The sequence below is a fragment of the Achromobacter sp. NCFB-sbj8-Ac1-l genome (assembly GCF_052695805.1).
Window position 1 is genome coordinate 4242268 of sequence record NZ_CP199812.1, and the last position, 15040, is coordinate 4257307.

Genomic DNA, 15040 nt, shown 5'->3' on the forward strand with positions numbered 1-15040 from the left:
AACACTTATATTCGGCATTCATCGGTGCTATAGCAATGAATAAGACAGTTGATTTACCGCCCACCGTCAATCACCGTCTGGCACTTTTTGCACGACGCTTGCGCGACGCGCGCAAGCAACGCCGTTGGACCCAAGAAAGATTGGCCCAAGTGGCTGGAATTGGCGTGTCCACGGTCCGCGCGATCGAGCACGGCGAGCCAGCCACCGCCATTGGCAACTATCTCGCCATGCTATGGGCGCTGGACCTGGACGCACAGTTAGACAATCTGTTGACCTCCGGAAACGTTGGCGCACTCGCTGGCACACCTCCTCAGATGGATAACAATTTCTAAGGACCCGCCGATGGCGCGCTCGCTGTACGTATGGACCTATCTACCGGGACAAAGCGAGCCCGTCGTCGCTGGACTCTTTCAGCACACAGAAGTCACGTCGACTCGAGGCGTTGGAGGCTTCATCTATGGCGCCTCATATCTGGCCAGGCCGAATTGCGTCGCGCTCTGCCCATCTGTGCCACTGACCGCTGTCCAATACAACACGACGGCAAACGGTGGCTACTTCGGCTTTCTACTGGACGCTGGCCCTGACTCCTGGGGGCGCGCGATAGTCGATCGGCTTCACGGCGCTCAAGACCCGTTGGGCTATCTCCGACTATCTGATGGTGGCGTGCGAAGTGGATCCCTGCTGTTCAGCGATTCTCCGGCTACTGTAAATGCATCAATATGGCTTGCCGCCATTTCCGAGCTAAGCGTCATCCAGCAAGCCGCGAGCGCCTTGGAGCTTGGCCAGCGCCTGTCGCCGGATGCCCAGCGGCTGTTGCGCCCCGCCTTGTCTCTAGGTGGCGCCCGGCCGAAGTGCTCGGTGAAGGCCGACGGTAGAATCTGGATCGCAAAATTTCGGTCGAGCAAGGATGCGCCGGACTTGCCCGAGGTCGCGCGGCAAGAACACGCCATGTATCTGCTGGCGAGATACGCAGGCATCGACGTACCGGCATGCAAACTGATTGAAGTAGGCGGTAATGCCGTTTTCCTGACCGAGCGCTTTGACGTGTCCGTGCTACCAGGCGGAGCGTTCGGACGATTGCGCTATGCCTCGGCACGCAGCGCCCTGGAAGCGCCCGACATACCACCCTCACCGCACGGCAGCTACCCCGGTTTGGCGCGTCAAATGACGAAATGGAGCGAGCATCCCGACGTCGATCGCAAACAGCTATTCCGGCGGCTCATATTCAACATAGCCACATCGAACACCGACGACCACGAGCTTAATCACGGGTTCGTCGACGGACCCGATGTCACCTGGGTAGACACCCTACAACTGGCCCCCGCCTTCGATCTGGTGCCTTCCGTGGTCAACAACGACCGGGTTTATCAAGGCATGCTGGTCGGCGACGACGGCGCAGTATCGAGCTTCGACAATGCAGTGACATCCGCTCGCCAATTCGGGCTATCCGACGCGCGTGCCTGGGAGATCGTTGAAGAGGTAGCAGACGTCGTCAGCGAACGCTGGCAAGAAGTCTTGCAGGACTCAGGGATAGATCACGAAGGCGGCACCCGGCTGGAACGGGCCTTTCTACGGGACCAGCCCTCCAAAAGGAGATGATGCGGCGGACGGATACCCGCCCTAGGCTGCGGCCAAGGTCCGAGCCGGCACAACGTCCATCGCTCCCATCGTCCACCCGCCCTCGCCGTCCAGCGCCAGCCGATGCGTATGGAACGGGTCCAGCGTGCTGCGATGCCCCACGCTGACCAGCATGCAATCCGGCAGGTCCTGGCGCAGCAGGCTGTACAGCATGTGTTCCAGGCCTTCGTCGGTAGCCGACGTGGCCTCGTCCAGAAAGACAATGGCGGGCCGGTTGAACAGCACGCGGGCAAACGCCACGCGCTGCTGCTCGCCAATGGACAGGATGCGCGACCAGTCGGCCACTTCGTCCAGGCGGCCGGCCAGGTGGCCCAGGTTCACCTGCCGCAGCGCGGCCGCCAGGCGGGCGTCATCGCCCGGCTGCGCGTGGCCCGGATACGCCACCGCGTCGCGCAGCGCGCCCAGCGGCAGATAGGGCCGCTGCGACAGGAACAGCGCTGCCGCGCCCAGCGGCCGCTTCACGTTGCCCTGCGCGTACGGCCACAGCCCCGCCAGGGCGCGCAGCAAGGTGGTCTTGCCGCTGCCTGAAGGCCCTTTGATGAGCAGGGCCTGACCGGGACGCAGCGACAGATTCAACTGGCGCAGCAGGGCCTGCCCATCGGGCCGCGAGACGTCCAGGCCGGTGATCTCCATGCCGTCGGGCAACGGTTGCGGTTCGATCGCCGGCAGGTCGCGCGCCGCCGCGTTGGCATCCAGAAAGCCCGCCAGCCGGTTCAACGTGGCGCGGTACTGGGCGAAGGAATCGTACGAGGTACGAAAGAACGACAGCGAATCCTGCACCTGGCCAAAGGCCTGCGCGGTCTGGATCACATCGCCCAGCTTGATCGCGCCACTGAAGAAGCGCTGCGCCTGCAACAGGAAGGGGAACACCACCGCCACCTGGCTGACCGCCAGGTTGAAGCCGTCGAACTTCAGGCCCCGGTACACCCGCGCCCACAGGTTGGCGATGTAGGCCGAAAAGCGCGTCCAGAGCGTGGCGCGCTCGACGGCTTCGCCCTGGTAGAAGGCCACGTTCTCGGCGTTCTCGCGCAGCCGCAGCAGGGCATAGCGGAAGTTGGCGGTCAGGCGTTCGGACAGGAAGTTCAACAGAACCAACGGCCGCCCGATCTTGAAGGCGAACAGCGTGGCGACGATGACGTACAGGTACACCATGAAGACCATGGCGCGCGGAATCTCGACGCCCGCCACGTCCAGCGGACCGGACAGATTCCACAGGATGGCGGTAAACGCCACCAGCGACACCATGGCGCTGAGCGCACCGATGGCCAGGCTGCGCGAACCGGTGACGAACAGGGCAATGTCCTGCTCGATGCGCTGGTCGGGGTTGTCCACCGGCTCGCCGACGAAATGGCTGCGATAGTAGGCGCGCGCGCCGAGCCAATCCCCGGTCAGGCGCTCGTTGAGCCACACCCGCCAATGGATGTCGAAGGCCTGGCCGGCGTAGCTGTCCACCAGGGTGCGCACCACGTGCACGCAGGCCAGCACCGCGAAGATGCCCAGAAAGCGCCAGAAGGCGGTCGGGTCCAACGCCTGCAAGGCGCTGTAGAAGCCGTTGTACCAATACGAAAACAGCACGGTCATGCGGACCGAGAACATCGCCAGGAACAGCAGCGCGGCCAACGTCAACAGCGGCCGCCAACTGCGCCGCGGCGTCAGGTAGGGCCAGGCCAGGCGCCAGAACTTGCGCCCCCAATCGGTCCAGCGCGACAGCGCCAGGGTCACCCCCACCAGCCCGACGGCCGCAATGCCAAATGCGCGCGCCAACCAAAGCGCGCTTTCCCACAGCTGCTGCTGCCAGTTCAGATCCATGTCATGCCCCTGTCACATCGTTTCTGGTTAGAACGACGCAGGAGGGCTAGTTCCGGCAAAAGCGGCGTCTTAAGCGTGGCTTAAGCGTTCGGCGGCGCAACTGAAGGCGGACTGAAAGCCTGGGTGAACCCGGGGCGAGGCCGTCCTCGGCCCTACTGTGCGCCCAGATCCAGATTGGCGAACGTATCGGCCAGCGTCGGCACCGACCGCGCCGGCCAGATGGCGCTCAGGTCGAAGCTGGGCAGGCGTTCGCCATCGCGCACCTCGCAGAAACGCACGCCGCTGAAATCCAGCGACCGGATCCAGCTGGGCAGCAGCGCCACGCCGCAGCCGCCGGCCACGCACGCCAGCACGGTGAGCGTGCGATTGGCTTCCTGGTTCACGTGGGCGTCGTGGCCGCCCTTGCGCATGGCGTCCAGGATGTCGGCATAGAAGGCCGGCAATTGCGACTGCGGATACATCACCAGGCCGGCCTGCGCGATCTGCGCCATCGACACCTGGCCATCCGGCGCAACCTCGAATTCGTCCGGCACCGCCGCCACCAGGCGGTCGCGCAGCAGCTGGCGTTCGCGCATGCGGCCGCCCACGGCCACCGGCGTGTGCATCAGGCCGATATCGATCTCGCCGGTCTGCAGGGCTTCGGCCTGCTCGGCATTGCTCATTTCGCGCAGGATGATGCGCACGCCGGGCGCTTGCCGGCGCATTTCGCGCAGCGCCCGGGGCAACGTGTTGAACAGCGCCGAGGACACCAGCCCCACCGTCAGTTGCCCGGCGCTGCCGCGGCCGATTTCCTGGGCGCGGCGGGCGGCCGCGTCGATGCGGGTGACGCTGGCACGCACATCTTCCAGGATGGCGAGGGCGGCCGGCGTGGGCGTGCTGCCCTGCCGCGAGCGTTCAAACAAGCGCACGCCCAGGTCCTTTTCCATGCGGCCCAGCGCCTGGCTGAGCGCCGGCTGGGCAATGCCCAGCCATTCGGACGCGCGGCTGACGCTGCCGTGGTCGACCACCGCCAGGAAATAGCGCAGATGCCGGGTTTCCATATCGATTCAATATAAATAAAGCGTTTTCAAACAATAGAAAACTATACCCGGTCTTCCTACAATCCCGCCTTACAAAACCTTACAGAAGCGGGTGGGCCCCCGGCGCCGCACCCGCCCCAGGAGACTGCCTTGCCCCCGTCCGCGACCGGCCCCGCCGTCGACACCCACGCCCACGTATTCCGGCAAGGCCTGGCGCTGGCCGATACGCGCCGCCACACGCCTGACTACGACGCCACGCTGGCGCAATACCTGGCCCTGCTGGACGCACACGGCCTGACGCACGGCGTGCTGGTGCAGCCCAGCTTCCTGGGCACCGACAACAGCCATCTGGTCGAGGCGCTGCGCGCGCAGCCCGAGCGGCTGCGCGGCGTGGCAGTGGTCGATCCCGCCATCACGGACGAGGCCTTGCAGGCCCTGGCCGCGGCCGGCGTGGTCGGCATCCGCCTGAACCTGATCGGCCTGCCCTTGCCCGAGATCCAGACGCCGGCCTGGCGCCACCTGCTGGACCGCGTCAATGCACTGGGCTGGCATGTCGAAATCCACGTGCAGGCCGCGCGCCTGGCCGATATCATGCCGGCGCTGCTGCAAGCCGGCTGCCGCCTGGTGGTGGACCACTTCGGTCGGCCCGACCCTGCGCTGGGCGTGACCGACCCGGGCTTTGCCTATCTGCTGCGCCAGGCCGACAGCGGCCGCGTCTGGGTCAAGCTGGCGGCCGCGTACCGCAACTGGCCCGCCGCCGACTGTGCCGCATCCGGGCGCGAGGCGACGCAGCAATTGCTGCGGGCCTGCACGCCCGCCCGACTCATGTGGGGCAGCGACTGGCCCCATACCGAGCATCGCCACCTGGCGTCCTACCCTGCGGCGACGCAGTGGCTGGACGCCTGGATCGACGACCCCGCGCAACGGCGCGCCGTGCTCGCCGACACGCCGTTGCAGCTGTTCCAATTCCAAGGAGACCCACGATGACCCCTCTGTTCAAACGCCTCGCGCGGCGCGGCTGCCTGCTGGCCGCCGCCGGATTGCTGGCCGGCGCTGCCGGCGCGGCACAGGCCGCCTATCCCGAGCGCGCCGTCACGCTGGTGGTGACCTATCCGCCCGGCGGCACGGTCGACGTGGTGGCCCGCCTGATCGGCCCCAAGCTGGCGGCCGAACTGGGCCAGCCGGTGGTGATCGAAAACCGCGGCGGCGCCGGCGGCATGATCGGCGGCGCCGTGGTGGCCAAGGCCCAGCCCGACGGCTACACGCTGATGCTGGACGCCTCGAACCACGCCCAGAACCCCGCGCTGCACCCCAAGATGCAGTTCGACACGCTGACCGCCTTTGCACCGGTATCGCTGCTGCTGCGCGTGCCCAACGTGCTGGTGGTGACGCCGTCGTACGAAGTCAAGACCGTGGCCGACCTCATCAAGCTGGGCCAGCCCGGCGCCAAGGACCCCGTCTATTTCGCCTCGGCCGGCCCCGGCTCGGCCCAGCACCTGGCTGGCGAACTGTTCAACCTGCTGGCCAAGACCCAGTTGCAGCACGTGGCCTACAAGGGCGGCGGTCCGGCCATGATCGACGTCATGTCCGGCCAGGTGCCGGTAATGTTCGCCAGCATGGGCTCGGCCTGGCAGCACGTGAAGAACGGCAAGCTGCGCGCCGTGGCCGTCGGCGGATCGCAACGCTCGACGGCCGCGCCCGACCTGCCCACCATCGCCGAATCCGGCGTGCCGGGCTACGAGACCTACGAATGGAACGCCGTCTTCGCGCCCGCCGGCACGCCGCCCGAGATCGTCAACCAGGTCTCGCAAGCCCTGGCCAAGGTGCTGAAGGACCCGCAGATCGCCGCACAGCTCGCAGGCATCGGCGCCGAGCCCATCGGCTCGACGCCCGCCGAACTGGACACCTTCCGCCGCGCTGAAATCGACAAGTGGCAGCGCGTGGTCAAGGAAGCCGGCCTGAAACTGGATTGAGTACTGCCCGGACCTGGCCGCGGCGGCATCCCCGGGATGCCTGACACGCGGCCTCACGGTCCGCAACCGGATTGCCGGTCTTGGGGCGCCCTTCGGGGCGCCCTTTTTTTGGTGCTTGTTCGGGTTTTACGGCGCCCTGCCGATGCGATACAAAGAGCGGATCGCATGCGCTCAGGGAAATCCGGAACGAGATGAACCAAGAAAGCAACGAGCCCTCCCCGCCCCCGCCCGCCGGCGCGGCCAGGACACCCGCGGCAGCCCTGGACGGCGCCGCCCTCGACGGCCTGGCCGACGGCTTCATCTCGCTGGACCGTTCGTGGCACGTGCGCCATGTGAACCCCGCCGCCGAACGGCTGCTGCGGCGCAGCAGGCAGGACCTGATCGGCCAGGCTTTGTGGGACAGCTGCCCCGACCTGGTCGCCACCGGCTACTACGAGGCGTGCCGGACGGCCTTGCAGACCGACAGCCCCGCCAGCCATACCGGCTACTACGCGCCGCTGGCCTGCTGGTACGAGGCCCGCGCCTTTCCCAGTGCCGGCGGCGTGGCGGTATTGCTGCGCGACGTCTCGCGCGAACGCGAAGCCGCCGCCCAGCTCAAGTACCAGGCCACGCACGACTACCTGACCGGCCTGCCCAACCGCCGCCAATGCATGGAGACCCTGTCCGGCGCCATCGCCGACGCGGCGCCGGGGCTGACCGCGCAGAACCCGTCGCTGGCCGTGCTGTTCCTGGACCTGGACCGCTTCAAGGAAGTGAACGACGCCTTCGGCCACGCCGAGGGCGACCTGCTGCTGTGCGACGTGGCCGAGCGGCTGCGCAGATTCCTGACGCCGTCGATCTTCTGCGCCCGCGTCGGCGGCGACGAATTCCTGCTGGTGCTGCGCGACACCAACGAGCGCGCGGCCGAAGCACTGGCCAATTCGATCCTGAACGCGCTGTCGCGGCCCAGCGACATCCACGGCCGTTCGGTATCGCTGGGCGCCTGCATCGGCATCGCGATGCTGAACTCGCCCGGCGAATCTGCCGAGATGCTGCTGAACTACGCCGACGCCGCGATGTACGCCGCCAAGTCGGCCGGCCGCTTCCAGGTACGGCTGTACCACCGCGAACTGATGCAGGGCCTGGGCGCGCGCCTGTCGCTGCGCGGCGACATCCAGGGCGCGCTGACCCACAACCAGTTCGAACTGCACTTCCAGCCGCAGATCAGCATGCACGACGGGTCGCTGTGCGGCGCCGAGGCGCTGCTGCGCTGGCGCCATCCCACCCGCGGCCTGCTGGGCCCGGCCGCGTTCCTGGACGTGATCCTGGATTCGCCGCTGGAATCGGCGCTGACCGAGTGGGTGGCCAATGCCACCTGCCAGCACATCAGTGAATGGCTGGCGGATGACCTGCCGGTGCCACGCATCTCGTTCAACCTGTCGGCCCGCCAGCTGGTGGCGCCCGACCTGGCCGGCACCATCGTGCGGCTGGCGCAGGCCCACGGCGTGCCGCCGGCGCTGCTGGATGTCGAAGTGACCGAGAACTCGCTGATGAGCGATGTCGAAAAGGCCTCGGGCATCCTGATGGAACTGCGCCAGGCCGGCATCTCGGCATCGCTGGATGACTTCGGGTCCGGCTATTCCAGCCTGGCCTACCTGGTGCGGCTGCCCATCGACACGCTCAAGATCGACCAGTCGTTCGTCTGGGCGCTGGGCAAGATGCCCACGGCCACCGCCGTGATCCGTGGCGTGGTGCGGCTGGCGCATTCGCTGGGCATGCGCACGCTGGCCGAAGGCGTCGAAACCGAGGCGCAACGCCAGATGCTGATCGAGGAAGGTTGCGATGCCATGCAGGGCTTCCTGTTCAGCCGCGCCCTGCCCGCCGGCGCCTTCGCCGCGCTGCTGCGCGATTCGCGGCGCTGAAGACGACGCGATGTCGCCGCGGCCGCTATGATGTCTGGCTGATGTCTGGATGAACCACGATGGAAAAGATACGGCTGGATAAATGGCTCTGGGCGGCGCGCTTCTACAAGACGCGCAGCCTGGCGGTGGACGAGATCGGCAAGGGCCGGGTGCAGGTCAATGGCCAGCCCGCCAAGCCGGCGCGCGAAGTCGGCGCCGGCGACCTGGTCAGCCTGCGCAAGGAAGACCCCGCGCTGCACGTGCGCGTGGTGGCGGTCAGCGGCGTGCGCGGCCCGGCGCCGGTGGCCCGGCAACTGTACGAGGAAACCCCCGAAAGCGCCGCCGCCCGCGCCCGCGCGGCAGAAATGCGGCGCCTGGCGCCCGAGCCGGCGCTGGATATCGCAGCGGGACGTCCAACCAAGCGCGATCGGCGACTGATCGATCAGATGCGCGGCAAGTAAGCGGCGCGCCTCGCACGCAGCGGCGACGCCGCGCCGGCCCGCGGCCCGGCCAACGCGCAGGCCCGGCCCAACGCACCCGGCTTTACAGCGCCCGCCCCACGATCAGCGAATCCAGCGCCATTTCAGGCTCGGCGCTCTTGCCTTCGTACGGCAGGCGTCCGATCAGGTAGCGCATGGCGTTCAGGCGCGCGCGCTTCTTGCAGTCGGACTTGACCACGATCCACGGCGCATCGGCGGTGTCGGTGTGCGCGAACATCGCTTCCTTGGCGCGGGTGTAGTCGTCCCACTTGTCCAGCGAGGCCAGGTCGACGGGGCTGAGCTTCCACTGCTTGAGCGGATGCACCTTGCGTTGCAGGAAGCGGCGGCGCTGCTCTTCCTGGCTGACCGAGAACCAGAATTTCACCAGGTGGATGCCGCTGGCGACCAGGTTGCGTTCGAAGTCCGGCACCTGGCGCAGGAATTCAAGATATTCCGCCTGCGTGCAGAAGCCCATCACGCGTTCGACGCCGGCGCGGTTGTACCAGGAGCGGTCGAACATCACGATCTCGCCCGCCGTGGGCAGGTGCTGCACGTAGCGCTGGAAATACCATTGGCCGCGCTCGGTGTCGGACGGTTTTTCCAGTGCCACCACGCGCGCGCCGCGCGGATTCAGGTGTTCCATCATGCGCTTGATGGTGCCGCCCTTGCCGGCGGCGTCGCGCCCTTCGAACAGGATCACCACGCGTTGGCCGGTGGCCTTGACCCAGGCCTGCAATTTCAGCAGTTCCACCTGCAAGGCGTACTTCTGCTTTTCGTAATTGCGGCGCAGCATGCGGTGCTTGTAGGGGTAGATGCCCTCGCGCCAATCGGTGGCCAGCTCTTCGTCGGGATTGCGGCGGGCGGCGGGCGCCTGCGCACTGGCCTCGAGCAGCGCGCGGTGCACGGCCATCGCGTCATCGGGCGACAGTTCTTCGATCACCGAGCGCAGCGCCTCGTGGGCCTCGCCGGATTCGCCCACGGTGTAGCGGCGGGCAATGTCCGCCAGCACGGCGGTGGTTTCCTGGCGGGCCGCGGCTTCCCGCGCGCTGACGCGCTTGCGAGCCGTGACGGCGGGCTCGATGGACGGCAGTTGGGCGGCGGCCTCTACGCGCTTGCTGCGCGAGGCGGTCGTTGCAGCGCCGGGCGCGCGGCGGGCGGCTTGCGTGCGCTTGGCGGCCGAAGCACGTACCCCGGCGGTGCGCGTGGCGGCGGACTTGGCGGCGGGCTTGTTGGCCGATTTGGTGGCCGACCTGGAGGCCGGCTTGGTGGCGAGGTCGGCCTGGGTGGATTCGGAGGCTTGCGAGGTCTTGTCTGTCATGGATCCCTGTCCTTGCTGCGCGTGGGCTCCGGCCAGTCGCCGGCGACCCGTCAGGAAAAAGCGCAACCCTAACCCGCGCCATGGCGCGGGACGTTGATCTGAATCAAGACTTGTAACATCATTGCAGCCTGCGGCCCGCAGGCCCCACCGGGGCCGCATTGCGCATAGGGCCGCGCCAGTCCTCCCGCCAGCGCCGTGCCGCCGCTACACTGCCGCATCGAAACCGCTTCCCCGACGCCATCATGTGGTCATTCCTGAAAAGGCTGCTTGCCGGCCCGCCCGCCCCGCCCGACCCCTTCGCCGAAACCATCCGCTTCGACGACGCCGGCTTCACGCGCGCCAGCGAGCTGGCCGCGCGCATGGGCCTGCGCCAATCGTGGCCCTGGGAAGACGTGCATGAATTCGGCTTTCGTTTTCGCCAAGCCGTGTTTCCAGACCCCTGGCACGGCGACTACATGGAAGGCCTGTGGTACGTGCGGGTGCAGGACGACGGCGCGTTGATGGCGGTGGAGTTCGACGAGGACGTGCTGGATGTGGATGCCTTGCCGCCGGCCCTGCTGCGGCACATGCCGGGTCTGAACCACGAGGTGCTCCGCGCCGGTCTGGCCACCGCGCAACGCGGGCCGCGCCACTTCGACGGCGCGGGCGAATGGGTGGCCTGGCAGCGAGATTCGATTGCGCCGGAAAAGGTCGCACAGTAACATTTACCGCCAATTATTTCTCGCCCCTTCCGCCCGCCGTGGACACGCGCAAAGCCCCCATCCCGAGCCTGGAAAGCGTGCCCTCCGATATGGCGGCCGACCCCGTGCCGCCCTCGCCCGCCCCCCCTGCGGCGGCCGATCCGCTGGCCGCCGCCCTGCGTACCCCGCCCACCGCCAGCCGCGCGCTCACGTTCTGGACCTGGGCGATCTATCTCGGTCTGTGGTTGATGGCGATCAGCGTGCGGCGAGATTCATCCACCCTGGATACCGGCACGGCGTCGACCCTCGGCTACGGCATTGGCGCGGCCCTCGCGCTGGCGATTCCGCCCGCCGTGGCGATACTGGTGCTGTCGCTCTTCAAGCGGCTGCGCACGCCGCGCAACCGCACCCGCATCGCATTCGGCGTGGGGGTGGCGCTGCTGGGCACGTGCGTCACGCTGAGCGCCATCGGCGCCTACCAGCGCATGCAGAAAGACACCGCCTACGCCGAGATCCGCCATGCCGGCGAGCTGATGCGCACGGCCCTGTACGCAACCGACCATCCCACCGGCGACGTGCCGGACATCGACCCCACGCCCAAGGCTCGCGGCACCTATGGCCAGATCGAGCGCGGCGTGAAGATCATGCTGGGCCAGCGCCTGGCGCAGTACCGCGCCTACATGAAGGAACTGGAAGAGGTGCGACTGTCTGAACTGTTCATCGCCAACCGGCTGGCGCGCGACCGCGGCCTGGTGGAAAGCCGGCTGATCCTTGAACAATCGCAGCACATCGTGCAGAAATACAGCCAGCAGAACCAGAAGCTGCTGACCGACGTGCCCGTCATCATCCGCAGCCTGGACCTGACCGAGCAGCAGAAGAACCAGATGATCGAAGGCGCGCTCAAGTCGCGCACGACCCAGCGGGCGACCCTGGCGCGCAACTGGGAAATCGAACGCCTGACGCTGGCCGAGTTCGAAAAGATGATCAACCTGCTCGACGACAACCGCCGGTCTTGGCGCGCCCAGCACGACGAAATCGTGTTCGACCAGGACGCGCTCTTGACGCGGTTTCAGGCGCACCAATTGACGGTGCGACGCCTGACCGACGAACGCACACGGCTGGAATTGCAGCAGTTCGACAACCTGACGTCGGACCTGCGCTGATGCCGGCGCTGCCCTGACGCGGATCCGGCGCCATGGCGGGACCCGCGTTATCGCCGATCCGCCACCCAGGCGCCGTTTCGCAGCGCCTACACCCGATCCAGCCCCTGCTTCAGGTCGGCCAGGATATCCGCGGCGGTTTCCAAGCCCACCGACAGCCGCAGCAGCCCTTCCGACAAGCCGTATTTCTCGCGGTCTTCGGCCGTGTAGCTGGCGTGCGTCATCGACGCCGGATGCTGGATCAGCGTTTCGGGATCGCCCAGGCTCACGGCGATGCGCGCCAGTTTCAGGCTGTTGAGCAGACGCCGGCCGGCGGCCAGCCCGCCCTTGAGTTCAAACGCCACCAGGCCGCCGCCCGCCGCTTGCTGGCGTTGGGCGATGTCGGCCCCCGCGGTGCCGGCCAGGCCGGGATAGAACACGTCGGCCACGGCCGCGTGTTCACGCAGGAACTTGGCCACCTTCAAGGCCGATTCGCTGTGGCGTTCGACCCGCAGTTCCAGCGTCTTGATGCCGCGCAGCACCAGGAATGCCGTGAACGGCGACAGCGTCGCGCCGGTGAAGTAGCGCAAGCCTTGCAGCCGGATCGCGTCGATATGTTCCTTGTGCCCCACCACGGCGCCGGCCAGCAGGTCGCCATGGCCGCCCAGGTACTTGGTGGCCGAATGCAGCACGATGTCGGCGCCGTGCTCCAGCGGGCGCTGCAGCACCGGCGTGGCGAAGGTGTTGTCGACGATGGTCAGAAGCCCCTTGCCGCGTGCAATCGTCGACACGGCGGCAATGTCCACCAACCGCAGGTTGGGGTTGGCCGGCGTTTCAAAGTAGACCGCGCGGGTCTTGGGGCCGATGGCGGCGGCGACCGTTTCCGGACGGGTGAAGTCCGCGAACACGGCGCGGATGCCCAGGCGCGGCAGGCCCTGCGCGAACAGCGTGAAGGCGGTGCCATAGACGATCTGGTCCACCACGATCTCGTCGCCGCTTTGCAGCAGCGACAGCAGCGTGGCCGAAATGGCCGCCATGCCGGACGCCGTCACCACGCCGGCCTCGGCGCCTTCCAGCGACGCCAGCCGCTCTTCCAGCAGCGCCTGCGTCGGGTTGCGGGTGCGGCCATAGACGTAGCCGGCCTTATCGCCCAGGCGGATCTGGTCAAAGGCCTCGATGCTGTCCTGGGTGTAGGTGGACGTCAGGTACAGCGGCGGCGACAGAGCGCCCTGCTCATCCAGCGGCTCGTAGCCCAGGTGGATGGCGCGGGTAGCAAAACCGTGTTGGGGCGAATCGGACATGAGGGGACTCCAGGAAAAGTCAGGGGATGCGGACGGCGCGGCGCGCCCTCAACGCTTGTGGTCGGCGCGGCGCGACAGCCATTCGCCGGTGAATTGCACGATCGACACCAGCGCGATCAGGATGACGATCACTTCGAACATCACGCGGGTTTCATAGCGTTCGTAGCCGTAGCGGATGGCCAGGTCGCCCAGGCCGCCCGCGCCCACCGCGCCGGCCATGGCCGATGCGTTGATCATGGCAATGACGCTGACGGTCATGCCGCCGATGATGCCGGGCAGCGCCTCGGGCAGCAGCACGTGGCGCACGATGTGCCAGCGCCGGCAGCCCATGGCGCGGGCGGCTTCCACCAGTCCGTGGTCGACGTCGTTCAGGCTGACCTGGGCGATGCGCGCAAAGAACGGCACCAGGTTGGCCGATAACGGCACGATCGCGGCCCAGGTGCCCAGCGTGGTGCCCACCAGCATCCGCGTGAACGGCAGCATCGCCACCAGCAGGATGATGAAGGGGATGGCGCGAAAGGTGTTCACCGTGACCGACAGCGCCTTGTTCAGGCGCGGCTTGGGGTACAGGTTGCCGGGCGCGGTCACCGTCAGCACCACGGCCAGCGTCAGGCCGGCGATGATGGCGATGGCGGCGGAAATGCCCACCATCGTCAGCGTCTGCAGGAAGGCCTGCAGGTATTTATCAAGCATTGGCAGCGACATATCCCAGCACCTTGATCTGATCGGCCACCAGCGCGGCGCGCGCGGCCTCTTCCTGTAGAACGGCGGCGGGCACCGACACCAGCAGGCTGCCCTGCGCATGGCCGCGCAGCCGGTCCAGCCCGCCATGCAGCAGCGTCGCACCCGGCCCCAGCGCTGCCAGCGCTTGCAGCGACACGCCTTCGGGGCGGCCCTGGCCGGTGAAGCGCAGGCGCAATACGGCCACGCCCGGCCGGCCGTCCAGGCCTTGCAGGTCGGGCACCAGCCGCGCCGCCAGGTCCGCCGGCAGGTCGTGCTGCAAGGGGCGCAGCAAGGCGCGCGTGGCGTCGGCCTGCGGATCGCCGAACACGCGCCAGACCTCGCCGTGTTCGACCTTGCGGCCGCCGTCCAGCACCAGCACCTTGTGGCAGACTTCGCGGATCACGGCCATGTCGTGGGTGATCAGCACCACCGTCAGGCCCAGCTTGCGGTTGATGTCCTGCAGCAGCGCCAGGATGGACTGGGTAGTCTCCGGGTCCAGCGCGGACGTGGCTTCGTCGCACAGCAGGATTTCGGGGTTATGCACCAGCGCCCGGGCGATGCCCACGCGCTGCTTCTGGCCGCCCGACAGCTTGGCCGGATAGGTATCCGCCTTGTCGCGCAGCCCGACCAGGTCCAGCAGCGCGTCGACCCGCACCCGCGCCGCGGCCGGCTTCACGCCCGCCACGCGCAGCGGCAAAGCCACGTTTTGCGCCACGGTCTTGGCCGACAGCAGGTTGAAGTGCTGGAAGATCATGCCGATGCGGCGGCGCAGGCCCACCAGCGCGTCCTCGTCCAGGCTGCCGACGTCCACGCCATCCACCCGCACCCGGCCGGCGCTGGGCCGCTCAAGCATGTTGATGGAACGCAGCAGGGTCGACTTGCCCGCGCCGCTGCGCCCGATGATGCCGAAGACCTCGCCGCGCGAGATAGAAAACGAAATGTCCGACAGCGCTGCCACCGGGCCCTGCGGGCCGGGATAGTGCTTCTGCAGGCCTTCGAAGACGATGTGCGCATCCTGCGCCGCGCCGGCCTCGGCCTGCGCGGCTTCGTGCGGCAGGGAAAACTCGTGTTGGATCATGAC

General features: G+C 67.6%; 14 protein-coding genes. 8 read left to right on the forward strand and 6 right to left on the reverse strand.

What is annotated here, in order from left to right; genetic code table 11:
- The first annotated feature begins 35 nt into the window (after nt 1–35).
- The gene (locus ACUDP5_RS19500) at nt 36–332 is read left to right on the forward strand and encodes a helix-turn-helix domain-containing protein (protein ID WP_263911126.1); all 297 of its coding nucleotides are present in this window, start codon (nt 36–38) and stop codon (nt 330–332) included.
- Between the two features lie 10 nt (nt 333–342).
- On the forward strand, nt 343–1599 hold the full coding sequence (locus ACUDP5_RS19505) for a type II toxin-antitoxin system HipA family toxin (RefSeq protein ID WP_445656940.1): 1257 nt from the start codon (nt 343–345) through the stop codon (nt 1597–1599).
- A 21-nt stretch (nt 1600–1620) separates the two neighbouring features.
- Here the strand turns inward: ACUDP5_RS19505 and ACUDP5_RS19510 are convergent, their stop codons facing one another.
- Together ACUDP5_RS19510 and ACUDP5_RS19515 are read right to left on the reverse strand one after the other, a co-directional pair.
- A complete protein-coding gene (locus ACUDP5_RS19510) occupies nt 1621–3447 on the reverse strand; it encodes an ABC transporter ATP-binding protein/permease (RefSeq protein WP_445656941.1) in 1827 nt (608 codons plus the stop codon).
- Nucleotides 3448–3599: 152 nt separating this feature from the next.
- The gene (locus tag ACUDP5_RS19515) at nt 3600–4487 is read right to left on the reverse strand and encodes a LysR family transcriptional regulator (protein WP_263911130.1); all 888 of its coding nucleotides are present in this window, start codon (nt 4485–4487) and stop codon (nt 3600–3602) included.
- Between the two features lie 129 nt (nt 4488–4616).
- On the opposite strand from ACUDP5_RS19515, the gene ACUDP5_RS19520 reads away from it, so the two are divergent.
- From ACUDP5_RS19520 to ACUDP5_RS19535, 4 genes are all read left to right on the forward strand, one after another.
- Nucleotides 4617–5453 carry an amidohydrolase family protein gene (locus ACUDP5_RS19520; protein WP_263911132.1) on the forward strand — a complete coding sequence of 279 codons (837 nt, stop codon included), beginning with the start codon at nt 4617–4619 and terminating at the stop codon, nt 5451–5453.
- Nucleotides 5450–6439, forward strand: coding sequence for a tripartite tricarboxylate transporter substrate binding protein (locus tag ACUDP5_RS19525; RefSeq protein ID WP_445656942.1), 990 nt, complete (start codon nt 5450–5452; stop codon nt 6437–6439). Before ACUDP5_RS19520 ends, ACUDP5_RS19525 begins: the two co-directional genes overlap by 4 nt.
- A 191-nt stretch (nt 6440–6630) precedes the next feature.
- Complete coding sequence (locus ACUDP5_RS19530; protein WP_445656943.1) at nt 6631–8340, forward strand: EAL domain-containing protein; 1710 nt, start codon at nt 6631–6633, stop codon at nt 8338–8340.
- A gap of 59 nt (nt 8341–8399) precedes the next feature.
- Nucleotides 8400–8780 (forward strand): RNA-binding S4 domain-containing protein, encoded by a 381-nt coding sequence (locus ACUDP5_RS19535; protein ID WP_263911137.1) that lies wholly within the window; start codon nt 8400–8402, stop codon nt 8778–8780.
- Nucleotides 8781–8862: 82 nt separating this feature from the next.
- Here ACUDP5_RS19535 and ppk2 read toward each other — a convergent pair whose 3' ends face one another.
- Nucleotides 8863–10116 (reverse strand): polyphosphate kinase 2, encoded by a 1254-nt coding sequence (gene ppk2, locus ACUDP5_RS19540; RefSeq protein ID WP_445656944.1) that lies wholly within the window; start codon nt 10114–10116, stop codon nt 8863–8865.
- A 242-nt stretch (nt 10117–10358) separates the two neighbouring features.
- On the opposite strand from ppk2, the gene ACUDP5_RS19545 reads away from it, so the two are divergent.
- Complete coding sequence (locus tag ACUDP5_RS19545; RefSeq protein WP_445656945.1) at nt 10359–10817, forward strand: hypothetical protein; 459 nt, start codon at nt 10359–10361, stop codon at nt 10815–10817.
- Between the two features lie 77 nt (nt 10818–10894).
- Nucleotides 10895–11959: a hypothetical protein gene (locus ACUDP5_RS19550; RefSeq protein WP_445656946.1), complete on the forward strand. Its 1065-nt coding sequence runs from the start codon at nt 10895–10897 to the stop codon at nt 11957–11959.
- Nucleotides 11960–12045: 86 nt separating this feature from the next.
- On the opposite strand, the gene ACUDP5_RS19555 is transcribed toward ACUDP5_RS19550, so the two are convergent.
- The 3 genes from ACUDP5_RS19555 to ACUDP5_RS19565 are packed head-to-tail and all read right to left on the reverse strand — an operon-like array spanning nt 12046 to nt 15037.
- Nucleotides 12046–13236 (reverse strand): trans-sulfuration enzyme family protein, encoded by a 1191-nt coding sequence (locus tag ACUDP5_RS19555; RefSeq protein ID WP_445656947.1) that lies wholly within the window; start codon nt 13234–13236, stop codon nt 12046–12048.
- A gap of 48 nt (nt 13237–13284) precedes the next feature.
- A complete protein-coding gene (locus ACUDP5_RS19560; protein WP_263911145.1) occupies nt 13285–13941 on the reverse strand; it encodes an ABC transporter permease in 657 nt (218 codons plus the stop codon).
- Nucleotides 13922–15037: a methionine ABC transporter ATP-binding protein gene (locus tag ACUDP5_RS19565; RefSeq protein WP_445656948.1), complete on the reverse strand. Its 1116-nt coding sequence runs from the start codon at nt 15035–15037 to the stop codon at nt 13922–13924. The genes ACUDP5_RS19560 and ACUDP5_RS19565 overlap by 20 nt, the downstream gene beginning before the upstream one ends.
- Nucleotides 15038–15040 lie beyond the last annotated feature (3 nt).

Excerpts from the sequence above, each read along its gene's own strand:
- ACUDP5_RS19500 (WP_263911126.1), top strand. The coding sequence starts at position 36 with ATGAATAAGACAGTTGATTTACCGCCCACCGTCAATCACCGTCTGGCA.
- ACUDP5_RS19505 (WP_445656940.1), top strand. The coding sequence starts at position 343 with ATGGCGCGCTCGCTGTACGTATGGACCTATCTACCGGGACAAAGCGAG.
- ACUDP5_RS19510 (WP_445656941.1), bottom strand. The coding sequence starts at position 3,447 with ATGGATCTGAACTGGCAGCAGCAGCTGTGGGAAAGCGCGCTTTGGTTG.
- ACUDP5_RS19515 (WP_263911130.1), bottom strand. The coding sequence starts at position 4,487 with ATGGAAACCCGGCATCTGCGCTATTTCCTGGCGGTGGTCGACCACGGC.
- ACUDP5_RS19525 (WP_445656942.1), top strand. The coding sequence starts at position 5,450 with ATGACCCCTCTGTTCAAACGCCTCGCGCGGCGCGGCTGCCTGCTGGCC.
- ACUDP5_RS19530 (WP_445656943.1), top strand. The coding sequence starts at position 6,631 with ATGAACCAAGAAAGCAACGAGCCCTCCCCGCCCCCGCCCGCCGGCGCG.
- ACUDP5_RS19535 (WP_263911137.1), top strand. The coding sequence starts at position 8,400 with ATGGAAAAGATACGGCTGGATAAATGGCTCTGGGCGGCGCGCTTCTAC.
- ppk2 (WP_445656944.1), bottom strand. The coding sequence starts at position 10,116 with ATGACAGACAAGACCTCGCAAGCCTCCGAATCCACCCAGGCCGACCTC.
- ACUDP5_RS19545 (WP_445656945.1), top strand. The coding sequence starts at position 10,359 with ATGTGGTCATTCCTGAAAAGGCTGCTTGCCGGCCCGCCCGCCCCGCCC.
- ACUDP5_RS19555 (WP_445656947.1), bottom strand. The coding sequence starts at position 13,236 with ATGTCCGATTCGCCCCAACACGGTTTTGCTACCCGCGCCATCCACCTG.
- ACUDP5_RS19560 (WP_263911145.1), bottom strand. The coding sequence starts at position 13,941 with ATGTCGCTGCCAATGCTTGATAAATACCTGCAGGCCTTCCTGCAGACG.
- ACUDP5_RS19565 (WP_445656948.1), bottom strand. The coding sequence starts at position 15,037 with ATGATCCAACACGAGTTTTCCCTGCCGCACGAAGCCGCGCAGGCCGAG.